This window comes from Paenimyroides ummariense (assembly GCF_900115115.1).
In the GTDB taxonomy this organism is placed as follows: domain Bacteria; phylum Bacteroidota; class Bacteroidia; order Flavobacteriales; family Flavobacteriaceae; genus Flavobacterium; species Flavobacterium ummariense.
This window is the reverse complement of record NZ_FOVI01000031.1, coordinates 16,677-32,118: the sequence shown is the minus strand read 5'-3', so window position 1 is coordinate 32,118 and position 15,442 is coordinate 16,677. Positions and strand designations below refer to the sequence as shown.

At 34.0% G+C, this 15,442-nt stretch carries 13 protein-coding genes; 6 read left to right on the top strand and 7 right to left on the bottom strand.

Annotated elements, in window-relative coordinates; genetic code table 11:
* Positions 1 to 99: 99 nt before the first annotated feature.
* Positions 100 to 408 (bottom strand): type II toxin-antitoxin system RelE/ParE family toxin, encoded by a 309-nt coding sequence (locus BM253_RS15170; protein ID WP_091525998.1) that lies wholly within the window; start codon positions 406 to 408, stop codon positions 100 to 102.
* Between the two features lies 1 nt (position 409).
* Positions 410 to 652: a hypothetical protein gene (locus BM253_RS15165; protein ID WP_091525996.1), complete on the bottom strand. Its 243-nt coding sequence runs from the start codon at positions 650 to 652 to the stop codon at positions 410 to 412.
* A gap of 146 nt (positions 653 to 798) precedes the next feature.
* On the opposite strand from BM253_RS15165, the gene BM253_RS15160 reads away from it, so the two are divergent.
* From BM253_RS15160 to BM253_RS15150, 3 genes are all read left to right on the top strand, one after another.
* Positions 799 to 1,836 carry a cysteate synthase gene (locus BM253_RS15160; protein ID WP_091525994.1) on the top strand — a complete coding sequence of 346 codons (1,038 nt, stop codon included), beginning with the start codon at positions 799 to 801 and terminating at the stop codon, positions 1,834 to 1,836.
* Between the two features lie 185 nt (positions 1,837 to 2,021).
* Positions 2,022 to 2,897, top strand: a complete 876-nt coding sequence (locus tag BM253_RS15155; RefSeq protein ID WP_091525992.1) for an ABC transporter ATP-binding protein — start codon at positions 2,022 to 2,024, stop codon at positions 2,895 to 2,897.
* Positions 2,897 to 6,547: an ABC transporter permease/M1 family aminopeptidase gene (locus BM253_RS15150; RefSeq protein ID WP_177205804.1), complete on the top strand. Its 3,651-nt coding sequence runs from the start codon at positions 2,897 to 2,899 to the stop codon at positions 6,545 to 6,547. The genes BM253_RS15155 and BM253_RS15150 overlap by 1 nt, the downstream gene beginning before the upstream one ends.
* A 37-nt stretch (positions 6,548 to 6,584) precedes the next feature.
* Here BM253_RS15150 and BM253_RS15145 read toward each other — a convergent pair whose 3' ends face one another.
* The gene (locus BM253_RS15145) at positions 6,585 to 7,241 is read right to left on the bottom strand and encodes an HAD family hydrolase (protein ID WP_091525990.1); all 657 of its coding nucleotides are present in this window, start codon (positions 7,239 to 7,241) and stop codon (positions 6,585 to 6,587) included.
* A 101-nt stretch (positions 7,242 to 7,342) separates the two neighbouring features.
* On the opposite strand from BM253_RS15145, the gene BM253_RS15140 reads away from it, so the two are divergent.
* Together BM253_RS15140 and BM253_RS15135 are read left to right on the top strand one after the other, a co-directional pair.
* Positions 7,343 to 8,557, top strand: a complete 1,215-nt coding sequence (locus BM253_RS15140; protein WP_091525989.1) for an RsmB/NOP family class I SAM-dependent RNA methyltransferase — start codon at positions 7,343 to 7,345, stop codon at positions 8,555 to 8,557.
* 9 nt (positions 8,558 to 8,566) lie between these two features.
* Positions 8,567 to 9,619, top strand: coding sequence for an endonuclease (locus tag BM253_RS15135; protein ID WP_091525987.1), 1,053 nt, complete (start codon positions 8,567 to 8,569; stop codon positions 9,617 to 9,619).
* Between the two features lie 30 nt (positions 9,620 to 9,649).
* Here the strand turns inward: BM253_RS15135 and BM253_RS15130 are convergent, their stop codons facing one another.
* Together BM253_RS15130 and rho are read right to left on the bottom strand one after the other, a co-directional pair.
* Positions 9,650 to 10,081, bottom strand: a complete 432-nt coding sequence (locus tag BM253_RS15130) for a rhodanese-like domain-containing protein (RefSeq protein ID WP_091525985.1) — start codon at positions 10,079 to 10,081, stop codon at positions 9,650 to 9,652.
* 10 nt (positions 10,082 to 10,091) lie between these two features.
* A complete protein-coding gene (gene rho / locus BM253_RS15125) occupies positions 10,092 to 11,774 on the bottom strand; it encodes a transcription termination factor Rho (RefSeq protein ID WP_091525983.1) in 1,683 nt (560 codons plus the stop codon).
* Between the two features lie 184 nt (positions 11,775 to 11,958).
* Here rho and BM253_RS15120 point away from each other — a divergent pair, with 184 nt between their 5' ends.
* Positions 11,959 to 12,369, top strand: a complete 411-nt coding sequence (locus BM253_RS15120) for a DUF4293 domain-containing protein (protein WP_091525982.1) — start codon at positions 11,959 to 11,961, stop codon at positions 12,367 to 12,369.
* A gap of 70 nt (positions 12,370 to 12,439) precedes the next feature.
* Here the strand turns inward: BM253_RS15120 and BM253_RS15115 are convergent, their stop codons facing one another.
* On the bottom strand, positions 12,440 to 13,324 hold the full coding sequence (locus BM253_RS15115; RefSeq protein WP_091525980.1) for a hypothetical protein: 885 nt from the start codon (positions 13,322 to 13,324) through the stop codon (positions 12,440 to 12,442).
* Between the two features lie 84 nt (positions 13,325 to 13,408).
* A complete protein-coding gene (gene dnaK, locus BM253_RS15110; RefSeq protein WP_091525978.1) occupies positions 13,409 to 15,301 on the bottom strand; it encodes a molecular chaperone DnaK in 1,893 nt (630 codons plus the stop codon).
* Positions 15,302 to 15,442: the final 141 nt, after the last annotated feature.

Below are 15,442 nucleotides of genomic sequence, written 5' to 3'. Positions count from 1 at the left end.
CCTCAAGTTAACAAAATTTGAGGACAATAAAAAAAATCCCCGACAAAAAACATGTCGGGGATTATACCAAAGACCTTTTTAGACAGCCTCTTTTTTATTTTAATCTATTTCTGATAATTTTTCAGGCTCTTGATTAGTATGAAATACCGCAGCAACTATCAATTCATTATTAAACTCATTGATTCTATAGAGAACTTTATAGTTTCTTATAATTATTCTACGGTATTTATTATTGTAATATTCTTTTTCGTTCTGATGTAAAAAATGTACAGATTTAGGCGCATTTCTTATATCTGAAATAACATTTTTGGCACTCTGAACAGATTGCTTTTTGATAAAATCAAAAATATCTTTTAAATCATTTTTTGCCTCATTGGTCCAAATAATTTTATAGGTCTTTTCAACCATTTTACCAAGTTTCTATTTCCTTTGCTAAATCTTCATCAGTTGTTATTCTTCCCGAATTATAATCTTCTTCTGCCCGTTCTAATTTTGCATTTAACTGTTCAATAGTAAAAGGTGTTCTGTTATCTGGATTATTAACTTTACGTTCTTCCTTTAATACTAATTCTTTTACTTTTTGAAGTAGCGATTCTTTATCAGTATTCAACAAGTACTGTATTAATTCTAATTTTATTGCTTGAATATCCATAATTTAAGCTGATTTTGGTAGGTAAATATACTGCTTTTTTAAACTTATAAATTCGTTTGTAGGATAAAATTAACAACATTAAATAAAAAAATAGTACTTTTGCCACGTTAACTAGCGAGGTTGAAAATTCGCTAAAAACAAAAAAAATGAAAGAAGAGATCCAGGCGCATGAGAATATTTTAGATTTTGTAGGTAATACACCGCTTATCAAATTAAAAAAAATATCTCAAGGTTTAAAAGGTAACTTTTTTGCTAAAGTGGAAGCTTTTAATCCGGGGCACTCATCAAAAGACCGTATTGCTTTGCATATTGTTGAAGAAGCAGAACGCAAAGGCATTTTAAAACCAGGTAGTATTATTGTTGAAACAACGTCGGGTAACACCGGTTTCAGCATTGCAATGGTCAGCATTATTAAAGGTTACGAATGTATTTTGGCGGTTTCGTCTAAATCATCGAAAGATAAAATCGATATGTTAAAGGCAATGGGTGCAAAAGTGTACGTTTGTCCGGCAAATGTATCTGCAGACGATCCTCGTTCATATTACAGCGTTGCAAAGCGTATTCATCAAGAAACTGCAGGTTCGGTTTATATCAACCAATATTTTAACGAACTGAATATCGATGCGCATTACAAAACCACAGGTCCTGAAATTTGGAAACAAACCAACGGCAACATAACACATTTGGTTGCTTGTTCTGGTACAGGCGGAACGATCTCGGGAACTGCGAAATTTTTAAAAGAACAAAATCCGAACATCCGCATTTTAGGTGTTGATGCTTTTGGATCTGTTTTAAAGAAGTTTCACGAAACGCATGAATTTGATCCGAACGAGATTTACCCTTACCGAATTGAAGGAATGGGAAAAAATTTGATTCCTACAGCAACAGATTTTTCTGTGATCGATCAGTTTATGAAAGTTACCGATGAAGATGCAGCACACACAGCACGCGAAATATCTAAAACAGAAGGTATTTTTGTAGGATATACATCGGGCGCGGCTTTTCAGGCTGTTCGTCAGTTCGATGTGGAAGGTGAATTTAACGCAAACAGTAATGTAGTTGTGATTTTCCCTGATCACGGATCGCGTTATATGAGTAAAATTTACAGCGACGACTGGATGCGTGAACAAGGTTTTTTCGACAATCAAAAAGTGGAACAAAACGATATTGAATACGTAAAGTAAGAAATCAGACAATAGAGAATAGATAATAGATAAAGAGGAAAGCGAAAGTTTTCCTTTTTTTATTGTTTCAACTTAAAACTTCTAACCAAAAACTTCACATCTTTTGTAACATTTAAGTAAATAGTTGTACTTACATTAAAATCAATTTAGAAAAATTACAATAAAAATCGATAAAAAAATAGGTTATGAGTCTAAAAATTTCGGGGTTAACAAAAACCTACAAAAACGGCGTTAAAGCGTTAGATAATGTAAATTTAGAAATAGGCAAAGGTATGTTTGGTTTATTGGGTCCAAACGGTGCGGGAAAATCATCGTTAATGCGTACCATTGCTACGTTACAAACTCCGTCATCGGGTTCGGTAACTTTTAATGATATCAATGTTTTAGAAGATAAAAATGCCTTGCGCAGAGTTTTAGGTTATTTGCCACAGGAATTTGGAGTTTATCCAAACATGTCGGCAGAAACATTGTTAGATTATTTTGCTCAATTAAAAGGCATCACAAAAAAAGACGAACGCAAAAAAATTATCAAAGAAGTTTTAGAACTAACTAATTTATACGATGTTCGATCTAAAAGCGTTAGCGGATATTCGGGCGGTATGAAACAACGTTTTGGTATTGCACAGTTGCTTTTAAACAATCCGCAATTAATTATTGTTGATGAACCAACTGCCGGACTGGATCCTGCGGAACGTCACCGCTTTTTGAATGTTTTGCGTGAAATTGGTGCAAACCATACCGTGATTTTCTCGACCCATATTGTGGATGACGTTCGTGAATTATGTAACGAAATTGCTATTTTAAACGGCGGTAAAATTTTGTTTGAGGGTACACCTACAAGTGGCGAAGAATTATTAGATGGAAAAATTTGGAGAAGAACCATTGAACGTGCCGAGTTTGATGAATACAACCAAAAACACAACATTCTTTCATCGAACTTTAATCCGGATAATACTCTAAATATTCGCGTATATAGCGATGCACAGCCAAACGAAACCTTTATTCAGGCAAAACCAATTTTAGAAGACGTTTATTTTGTTTCATTAAAAAAAGATAACTAATGCTGGGAACTATTTTTAAATTTGAAACAAAACGCTGGTTTAAAAACTGGCAGTTTTATTTATACTTTTTAATATTTTTTGCGCTTGCTTTTACTTTAATGGCAGATGCTTTAGGATATTTTGATACTTTTGGAACAACAACTGCATCTAACACCATAATAAACTCGCCTTTAGCAATTAATGCTATCATTGGTTCATTGTCAACTTTGGTGAATTTTATCATACCAACAGTTATTGGTGCTACGGTGTATCGCGATTTTAAATACAATTCGCATACCTTGCTATTTGCTTACCCTTTTAATAAATTTCAATATTTAATGGGTAAATTCTTTAGTGGTTTTTTAGTTACAATCTTTATCACTTTATCTATTGGTTTAGCATTTTTAATAGCATCGGTACTACCATTTGCAAACCCTGATCTGTTAGGACCCATAAAAATTGCGGCATACTTTCAAAGCTATATACTATTTGTAGTTCCAAATACATTTTTTATAGGAGCTCTAATTTTTATGTTAGTTACCTTAACACGCAACCAATACATAGGTTTTATTTTTGTTATTATTTTGCTTATTGCCCGTATTTTATTATCTAACTTAACAAATAATGTTGATGATAAATTTTTGGTTTCGTTAATAGAACCTTACGGCAACGAAGCTTTAAGTTATGTTACAAAATATTGGACGATCGATGAGCAAAATACTTTAATGATTCCGTTAGATGATGTAATTATTTACAACCGTTTAATATGGATTGGTGTAGGTATTTTAGCCTTAGCCGTTACGTATTTTTCATTCTCTTTTTCGCAATCACCAATATCTATCGGTAAAAAAAGAAAAGCAGAACGTGTTACAAAAAACAATTTTGGAAGCATTGTAAAAGTCAATTTACCAAAAGTTAGTTACAACTATTCGTTCGTATCGTACTTAAAAACGGCTTTTCGATTATCTAAATTAGAGTTCCAAGCAATCATAAAAAACTGGATTTTTATTACCTTAATGGTTATCATAATGATCTGTATTGTTGTTTCTGGTTACACTTTAGGACAAAGTTTAATGGGTACGCGCACCTTACCTGTTACGTGGAAAGTTATTGAATTAATTAATGAATTTATTGGCTTTTTCTTACCAATTATTGTTTTCTTGTTCTCGGGTATTTTACTGAACAATTCTGCATCTTCTCGTATGAATTTATTGATTGATTCTACACCGGTACCTAATTGGAGTTTGTTTTTATCAAAATTTATTGCTTTAGTACAAATGGTAGCCGTGGTATTTTTAATTACTATTGTATCGGGCATAATAATTCAGATTTACTACGGATATTATAATTTTGAAATTGGTCAGTACATAGCAAACTTTTTTGGATTTAAACTAATATCCTACACCGTTTTAATTCTGTTTGCTTTATTTATTCAATCGTTTTTCAAAAATTATCTAATTGGTTTCTTTGTTATTCTAATAGCACAAATGCTTCCAATGGGATTAAGTAAGTTAGGAATAGAACAAGCTGTTTTCAGTTTTAATTCAGATCCGGGTTACAGTTATTCAGACATGAATGGTTTTGGAATTGTACGCGGATATTTCTACTACAAACTGTATTGGCTGCTTTTTGGTTTTGTATTGTACGGTTTAACATTATTATTTTGGCGCAGAGGCATTATTTCAAGCGCAAAAGAACGTTTACAAGTATTTGCAAAACGTTTTAAAATGCCAATTGCCGTTCCGTTAATTATTACAACTTTAGCATTTGTTGGTTTAGGATACGCTTTGTACTATCAAGAAGTAAAGCTGGAACCTTACTACACTTCACAAGATATTGAAAAACAAAGAGTCGAGTACGAAAAGAAATACAAGAAATTCGAAAAATATGCACAACCACGTATTGTTGATGTAAAGGTTAACATGGATATTTTGCCGAACGAACGCAATTATAAAGCGGTTGTTAATTATGTAATGGTGAATAAATCTGAAAAAGCGATTGATTCTCTTTTCATTAATTACGGAAAAAACTTCCAAAGCATTAAATTCAATAAAGATTATCAATTGGTTAAAAATGATACGGTTATGGAATTTGATATTTACCGATTAAATCAACCTTTAAATCCGGGCGATTCGTTAAAAGTTGAAATGGTTGTTCAAAACCAATCAAATACTTGGTTACAAGATCGCTCGCCTATCATGGAAAACGGAACGTTTATAAACAACAGTATTTTTCCGAGTTTTGGATATAACGATGGGGTTGAAATTCAAGATAACGATGTCCGTAAAAAATACAACTTGGCTCCACGCGAACGTATGGCTGCGACAGATGATCCGGAAGCGCGTAAAAACACTTATATTTCAAACGAAGCCGATTGGATTACTTTTGAAACAACGGTAAGCACAGCGGGCGATCAAACGGCAATTGCTCCAGGATATCTTCAGAAACAATGGCAGAAAGACGGCAGAAATTATTTCCATTACAAAATGGATCAGAAAATGTTGAATTTTTATGCTTTTAATTCGGCAAGATATGAAGTTAAAAAAGAAAAATGGAACAACCTGAATTTGGAGATTTACTATCATAAAGGTCACGAATACAATTTGGATCGAATGATGGAAGCTTTGAAAAAATCGTTGGCTTATTACAGCGAAAATTTTGGCGAATACCAGCACAAACAAGCTCGTATCATTGAATTCCCTAAAACTATGGGAACTTTTGCGCAGGCTTTTGCTAACACCATGCCTTTTTCTGAAGCTATTGGTTTTATTGCCGATGTAGATGAAGACGATCCAAACGGTGTTGATTATCCGTTCTCTGTTGTATCACACGAAATGGCGCATCAATGGTGGGCTCATCAGGTAATTGGTGCCAATGTTAAAGGTGCCACTTTATTGTCTGAATCGTTATCGGAATACAGTTCGTTAAAAGTTTTAGAGAAAGAATACGGCAAATTCCAGATGCGTAAATTCTTAAAAGATGCGTTAGACAGTTATTTAAGAGGAAGAACATGGGAAGATAAAGAGGAAAATCCGTTAATGTACAACGAAAATCAGCAGTATATTCATTACAACAAAGGATCATTGGTATTGTATGCCATGAGCGATTATTTGGGCGAAAAGCGTTTTAATGATATATTGAAAGAATATGTTGCCAAAGTAAAATTCCAAGAAGCTCCGTACACAAATTCTATAGAGTTTGTAAATCATTTAAAAGCAAATACTCCGGCGAATTTACAGTATTTAATTACTGATATGTTTGAAACTATAACATTGTATGACAATAAGGTTGATAAAGTTGAAGTAAAACCTTTGAAAGATGGTAAGTATCAGGTTGATATTTCTTTTATCGTTTCAAAATACAGAACTTCTCCAAAAGGTACGCAAATTTATAAAGATGCGAACGGAAAAACTTTAACAGGAAAAGATGGTAAGAAAGAAATAAATTCCTATCCTTTAAACGATTATGTTGAAGTGGGTGTTTTTGGAGAAAAAACCATGAAAGGGAACCACGAATACGAAAATGAAATTTACAACAAAAAATACCTAATAAATAAGGTAAACAATAAAGTAAGCATCATTGTTGATAAAAAACCGGTTGAAGTGGGTGTTGATCCATACAACAAGTTAATCGACAGAGATTCTAACGATAACCGTAAAAAGGTTAATTAATAAACTAAAAAACGCCATTCAAATTGAATGGCGTTTTTTATTTCAAATTCTTTATAAAATCGGCGTTAACCTTAAAAAAGTCATCAACTAAAACGCTGGCACCTTCTAAATTCTGAAGTTTTGAGTTTTCACTGTTGTATCCCAAACAATAAATTCCGGCAGCACAAGCAGCTTTCACTCCGTTTGTACTATCTTCAATCACAATACATTCTTCAATTTTATTTTTAGATAAAGAAGCTGCGTGTATAAAAATCGTAGGATCGGGTTTTGATTTCACGAAATCCTCACCACTAACTTTATGCGTAAAATAATGGTTCAAATTAAATCGATTAAAAACTCGACTAATAGTACTTTTTGAAGCCGATGATGCCAAGATCAATTCTACATCGCTTGCATGTAGATCCTTAATTAAATTTTCAACTCCGGCAATCAGTTCCAAATCGGGTTTCGTATCAAAAGCATCATTAAAAAGAGAACGCTTTCTCTGTATTAAATCTTCTACTTCATGATCCAATCCAAACTGATCTTTTATTTTTTGAAACACATTTCTTGTCGAATTTCCTGTAAAAGTAGCATACAATTCTTCCGAAACATCAATTCCCAATTCTTCAAAATGCTTAAAATAAGCGTATTTATGTACAGGTTCTGTATCAACAATCACCCCGTCCATATCAAAAATAACGGTTTTAACCATAATTATCAAACGTTTATGCAAAGGTACATAAAGCCAGCGAAAAAAAAGTATTTCACAACCAACATATAAATCGTAACTTTGTTGGCTTATTTAAATAAAAAATGCGTTTACACAGAAATTTGGTTTTTGCAGTTATAGATTCGCTTTTAAGTATATTTAACGATGGGGAATATGCGGATAAAGAAGTTGCAAAAGCTTTAAAAAGAGATCCTCGCTGGGGGGCTAAAGACCGCAAGTTTGTTGCCGAAACCATATACGAAATTGTTCGTTGGAAAAGATTATATACTGAAATTGCCGAGGTTAAAGATCCTTTTACCCGTGAAGATATTTGGAGAACCTTTGCCGTTTGGGCAGTTTTACGTGGTATTACCCTACCCGATTGGAAATATTTTGAAAATACACCGGTTCGTAGAATTAAAGGAAAATTCGACGAATTATCTAAAATTAGAAAATACCGTGAATCAATTCCTGATTGGATGGATGAATTAGGTGTGAAAGAATTGGGCGAAGAAGTTTGGACCAAAGAATTAGCCGCTCAAAATCAGCAGGCGAATGTTGTTTTAAGGGTTAATACGTTGAAAACTACGAAACAACAATTGCGTGCACAGTTAATGGATTTGGATATTGAAACGGAGTTTCATGATAAATATCCCGATGCTTTAATTTTGAAGGAACGCGCAAACGTTTTTATGACGCCGCTTTTTAAGGAAGGATTTTTTGAAGTACAAGATGCTTCTTCGCAAAAAGTTGTTCCTTTATTAGATGTTCAGCCAGGAATGCGTGTTGTAGATACGTGTGCAGGTGCAGGTGGAAAAACATTGCATATCGCAGCTAAAATGGAAAACAAAGGGCAGATTATTGCCATGGATTTATATGAAAGCAAGCAAAAGCAGTTAAAAATTCGTGCCAAACGTAACGGCGTCTTTAATGTGGAATATCGTATTATAGATTCAACCAAAGTAATAAAAAAATTACACGATAAAGCAGACCGTGTGTTGATTGATGCTCCTTGTTCGGGCTTGGGTGTTTTAAAACGTAATCCGGATAGTAAGTGGAAACTGCAACCTGAGTTTATCGAAAATATAAAACAAACACAGCAAGAAGTTTTAGAAAATTATTCTAAAATGGTAAAAGTGGGTGGTAAATTGGTTTACGCAACCTGCTCTATTCTGCCATCGGAAAACGAAAAACAAATTAACCATTTCTTAAAAACCGATTTTGGTAAAAACTTTAAGTTTGTAACAGACGAAAAAGTAATGGCTCATCAATCAGGTTTCGATGGTTTTTACATGTGTTTAATGGAACGTGTTAAATAATTTTTACATATGAAAAAAAATATCTTTTTATTTTTATCTTTTATTGCGTTTACGCAATTATTTGGGCAAACAATTCCGGCATATTATAGTAGTATTGATTTTACTTTAACGGGCGTACCTTTAAAAAATCAGTTAGCTACTTTAATTACAAATACTCATACAAATGAGTTAACCTATGGTGAATTGTGGAATGCATTAAAAATAGTTGATGAAGATCCTGCAAATAATAGCAATGTAGCTCTTATATATGGTTGGCCAAATACAACTACCGGTCAGCATGCCATAACAAGATCTAAAAACAGTAACGGTGGTAATAGTGGTGATTGGAATAGAGAACATACTTATGCAAAATCTTTAGGAACACCTGCCTTAGGTGAATCAGGCCCTGGTTCAGACGCACATCATTTACGAGCAAGTGATGTTCAATGGAATAATGCTAGAGGTAGTAAGAAATTTGCTGCAGGAACCGGTAATTCTGGATCTGTAGGCGCAAATTGGTATCCAGGTGATAATTGGAAAGGAGATGTAGCTAGAATGATGATGTATATGTATGTAAGATATGGTACAAGATGTTTACCCGCAAATGTTGGTGTTGGTTCTACGGTAGGAACTCCTGATGGTATGATTGATTTATTTTTACAATGGAATGTAGAAGATCCTGTTTCTCAAATTGAAATTCAAAGAAATAATTATTTAGGTGGCAACGGAACATATGCTCAAGGAAATAGAAATCCATTCATAGATAACCCTTATCTTGCTACTGTAATTTGGGGAGGCACTCCAGCAGAAGATAAATGGGGATTATTAAGCACCAACAAAGCTGAATTGGTTGAGTTTAATGTGTATCCGAATCCGACACCTACAAATACAATATTCATCTCTACTAAAGAAAAAATCGATTTAATTACGGTTTATAGTTTAGAAGGAAAATTAATTAAGAAAGTATCAAACCCACAATTTAATGACGAAGTTTTCACTATTAATCATTTAAAAAGTGGAACATACATTCTAAAACTTACAAGTGGAAAGAAAGCAACTACAAAGAAATTTATAGTTAAATAACAAAAACTCCGATCGGCTGATCGGAGTTTTTTAATTTACAGGATAGCCTTTATCTATCCAATCTACTTTTATATTCTTTGGTATATTTAAAAGCTTTGCGTTTTTATAACCTAAATCTACCAGCATTTTAAATGCCGGGCGAATATTCGGACATTTATCAAACGGACAACAACCGCAATACAAAACAACCTCTTTATCTTTAGGTATCTTTTTTAAGTATTGCTTCAACGCTTCTAAATTTTTAGCATCTTTAGCTGCACCAGCGTTGAATGAGTTTTTTATAACAGCGTCAGGACCAATGTTAATTACAAATGTATTTTTCATTTTATTCTGCCGAATTTTATCTGATAATACTTTTGTCTCCATTAACTGTTTCGGTGTCCAAACATCGGTAAAACTTTGAGCCGATATTCCGTTTAAAAATCCAAAAAACAGTATAAATAAAATGATAACTTTTTTCATAATGATAAAATTAATCACGCATACTGTCGAAAAACTCTTCGTTTGATTTGGTATTTTTGATACGATCATGAATAAACGTAATTGCTTCTACAGGATTCATATCTGCCAGAATATTGCGTAAAACAACCATTTTGCTGTTTGTGAAACGATCTTGTAATAAATCATCTCGACGGGTTGACGATGAAGTTAAATCAACAGCAGGGAAAATACGTTTGTTCGCAATTTTACGATCTAACTGCAATTCCATATTACCTGTTCCTTTAAATTCCTCGAAAATAACATCGTCCATTTTAGAACCTGTATCGGTTAAAGCCGTAGCAATAATCGTCAACGATCCGCCATTTTCAATGTTACGTGCCGCACCAAAAAAGCGTTTTGGTTTTTGTAATGCATTAGCATCAACACCACCAGACAACACTCTACCCGATGCCGGCTGAACCGTGTTATACGCACGCGCCAAACGTGTAATAGAATCTAACAAAATAACTACATCGTGCCCACATTCAACCAAACGTTTTGCTTTTTCCAAAACCATATCGGCTAATTCAACATGGTAACGCGCTTCTTCGTCAAACGTAGATGCCACAACCTCTGCACGTACATTACGCTGCATATCGGTAACCTCTTCCGGGCGTTCATCAATCAATAAAACAATCTGGTAAACTTCCGGGTGATTGTCTGCAATGGCATTGGCAATTTCTTTCAACATCATGGTTTTACCAGTTTTAGGCTGTGCCACTATCATACCGCGCTGCCCCTTACCTATTGGCGCAAAAAGATCGATAATACGTGTTGAAAGTTTGGAATTATTACCCGATAAATTGAATTTATCTTTAGGAAAAAGTGGCGTTAAATGCTCGAAGGAAGGACGATCACGAACCTCATCAGGCTCATGTCCGTTGATTTTTGTGATACGAACTAATGGAAAATGTTGCTCGTTCCCTTTTGGCGGACGAACAATTCCTTTAATGGTATCGCCCTTTTTTAAACCAAACAAACGAATTTGCGATTGCGAAATATACACATCGTCTGGAGACTTACGGTAATTATAGTCCGATGAACGTAAATAACCGTGCGAACCGCCATCTTTTGGAACTTCTAAAACGCCTTCGCATTCAATAATTCCTTCAAACTCGTAATCAGGATCGCGGTAATTTTGCTTTTTCTGATTCGGATTTTGGTTTTTATTTCTGTTTTGATTTGGATTCTGAATTTGTTTTTCAGCCACCACAACAATTTCTTCAGCAGGAATTTCGGCAACAACATCATTTTCAGCTTTTATTGGTTCAGCTTGAACCTGCGGCTGATTGTTAGTTTTGTTACGTTGGTTTTGATTTTTATTCTGAGGTTTGCGTTGCTTTTCGGCAGAGGGATTTTGAGGAGCAGCAGTTGTAACTTCTTCTGCAACAGGTTGCGGATTTTCAGGTAAAGAAGGTTGTTCTGTTTGCTCTTCAGTTGCATTGTGAATACGCTTTCTTTTTTCCTTTTTTTCAGTTGGTTGGTTGCTTACCGCAGGTTCTTCTTTTACAGGAGTTTCTGCTTTAGGCTGATTCTTCTGAAATTCATCTTGCAATTTTAAAATAGTGTCAATTAATTCATCTTTTTTAAGATTGAGCTTTTCCACACCAATTTTCTTAGCTATTTCTTTAAGTTCGGGCAATTTCATACCCTTTAACACATTTTTGTCAAACATAAATTATGACGTTGTTGTTAGATATTATTATTGTGATTTTTCTTAAGAGAAGGATATCTGTTAAGGATAGAAAGCTCGAACAATGAAGAAGTTACGATTTTCTAATGCAATATTACAATTTTTTTTTAAATATCAATGTTTTTTAATGAAATTTAGTGTTACTTTTGTAATCAAATAAATAGTAATGATTCAGAGAATACAATCGGTTTATTTAGCATTGGCATTTATTATTGCAGGACCTTTATCCCTAATTTTTCCTTTATGGAAAGATGCAAACGGGATAGATTACCATGTTGGGCAAAGTACCTTATACACGTTGATGTTTGGTGCAAGTGCTGCTTTAAGTGTTATTTCGATTTTCTCTTACAAAAAAAGACAAACTCAATTTGTTTATAACAGGTTGAACATGATATTGAACTTTATATTACTAGGATTATTTGTGTATCAATCGCTAAATTTATCTGGAGAAACTTTAGTTTCAGAGAAGGGTATTGGGATGTTTCTTCCTATCGGATCTATCATTTTGCTGGCATTAGCCAACAAAGCCATAAAGAAGGACGAAGATCTTGTAAAATCTGCAGATCGTATACGATAAACCTTTCATCTTAGTTTATTAGTGCGTTAAAAAATCCGACCAATGGTCGGATTTTTTTGTGGGTATAATTTTAGTTTTTATAGTAATACAAATATCTGTAACCTCCGGAATTTACATTTCCATATTGAATAATTTCTGGATAATGATCTTGTCTAACTTTGAATTGAACGTTTGAAGGTGGAACAACTAAACCATTTTGATCTTGGGATTTCTTTACAAATGTTGCGTGTGTATTAATATACATGTTATGAGTAAAGTATCCATCTAAAAGCTCCAATAAACCATCATAGCTGCTATTATAAATTTCTGAACTAAATAAAGCCAGATATTGCATTTTAGTATTAATAGGCAATAAATTCCTTTCGGGATTGTATACATTTTTAGGTGTAGTATATTCTATATTTCCTACCTTGATAATATTATATTCGTTCGTCTGTGCTTGATTTAAAAAATACTGTTCTGTTTCAGGTGTATAGTTTAATGATTTACTAATAACTTGTTCATCATTTACATAAAGATCCACTTTAACATTATTTAATTCATTTTCATTATTGTAATCATGATCAAATACAAATTTAAATTTATTAGAATACCAATCGTGTTTATTCACTTCAATTGTTCTAATATCAACAAATCCATTCTCTGCATAACTAAAAGACTGTTTAACCTCCATTAAAGAAGGATTTACCGGTGTTGTTTTAGTTTCATACTTATAAGTCATACCTGGTAAATTAGGCGAAAAACTAGAATAATCCGCGTAATAGTACATTTTCATAGAATCTAATTTTACATTCGTTGAAGTTGGTGTTGATAAAGTTGCACCCACTCCCATTGCCTGCGTATTATCTATATTTGGAAATTCTGACGTATAGTTTTCTATAATTTCTGCATCATCATTATTACAGCTAAATAATAAAACCGACAAGAATGCGACTGATAAGTATTTGTTTTTCATAAGATTGTTATTTTAAAACATAAATATAAACAAAAAACCTCAAACATTACTGCTTGAGGTTTTTCGCATTTATGAAAAAATCTATTACTTTACTTCTTCGTAATCTACATCTTGTGTAGCATCGCCGCCGTCTTGGTTTGGTTGTGCTTGTTGTGCACCACCTTGCTGACCGTCTGCTTGTGTTTTGTACATTTCTTCTGAAGCTGCTTTCCAAGCTTCGTTGATTTTGTCTAAAGCCGGTTGAATTGTTTCTACATTACGCGTTTCGTATGCTTTTTTCAATTCTTCCAATGCACCTTCGATGTTCGATTTGTTTGCGTCTGACAATTTATCGCCAAACTCTTTCAATTGTTTTTCGGTTTGGAAAATCATTCCGTCTGCCTCGTTCAATTTATCGGCAGTTTCTTTCACTTTTTTATCTGCTTCAGCATTCGCTTCTGCTTCCTGCTTCATTTTTTCGATTTCTTCCGGAGTTAATCCTGAAGAAGCTTCGATACGGATATCGTGTGATTTTCCTGTTCCTTTATCGGTTGCCGATACTTTAATGATACCGTTTGCATCAATATCAAAAGTAACTTCGATTTGTGGCACACCGCGTTGTGCTGGTGGTAAACCGTCTAAGTGGAAACGACCAATTGTTTTGTTATCGTTTGCCATTGGGCGCTCACCTTGCAATACGTGAATTTCTACACTTGGCTGATTATCTACAGCCGTAGAAAACACTTGCGATTTTTTTGTAGGAATGGTTGTATTCGATTCGATTAACTTCGTGAAAACACCACCCATAGTTTCAATTCCTAATGATAAAGGTGTAACGTCTAATAACAATACGTCTTTCACATCACCAGTTAATACACCACCTTGAATTGCAGCACCTAAAGCAACAACTTCGTCTGGATTTACTCCTTTTGATGGTTTTTTACCGAAGAATTTTTCTACTTGTTCTTGAATTACCGGAATACGTGTTGATCCACCTACCAAGATTACCTCATCGATATCAGAGATTGATAAACCTGCATCTTTCAATGCTTTTTCACAAGGTTTCATTGAACGTTGTACTAAATCGTCTGCTAATTGCTCGAATTTTGCACGAGTTAACGTTTGCACCAAGTGTTTTGGTCCTGTAGCTGTAGCTGTTACGTATGGCAAGTTGATTTCAGTTTGAGCTGAAGATGACAATTCAATCTTAGCTTTCTCTGCAGCTTCTTTTAGACGTTGTAATGCCATTGGATCCTGACGTAAATCTACACCTTCTGCACTATTAAATTCGTTTGCTAACCAGTTAATAATTACTTGGTCAAAATCGTCACCACCTAAATGTGTATCTCCGTTTGTTGATAAAACTTCGAAAACTCCGTCACCTAATTCTAAGATCGAGATATCAAATGTACCACCACCTAAATCGTAAACAGCAATTTTCTTGTCTTGTCCGCCTTTATCTAAACCGTAAGCTAACGCAGCAGCAGTAGGCTCGTTGATAATACGCATAACTTCCAATCCAGCAATTTGACCAGCTTCTTTAGTTGCTTGGCGTTGTGCATCGTTAAAATATGCAGGAACCGTAATAACCGCTTGTGTAACTGTTTGTCCTAAATAATCTTCGGCAGTTTTTTTCATTTTTTGAAGCGTCATTGCCGATAATTCTTGTGGCGTATATAAACGTCCGTCGATATCAACACGTGGCGTATCGTTATCTCCTTTAACTACTTTGTAAGCAGTGTGATCTAATTCTTTTTGAACTTTAGAGAATTTTTCACCCATAAAACGTTTAATAGACGCTATGGTTTTTGTAGGGTTTGTTACTGCCTGGCGTTTTGCAGGGTCACCCACTTTAATTTCACCGCCTTCAACAAAAGCAATTACAGACGGTGTTGTTCTTTTACCTTCTGCATTTGGAATTACCACAGCTTCGTTACCTTCCATTACAGCAACACAAGAGTTGGTAGTTCCTAAGTCAATTCCAATTATTTTACTCATATCTTTTTATATATTTTATTTTGTATTTATTGTTTTTGTGATTTGTTCACGGTTTCTAATAGTCAATTGTTGTGCCTAAATTAAAAAGTATAAAAAAATGTCAGAAAAAGTAACTTTTCTGACATTTTAAACTTGTTTATT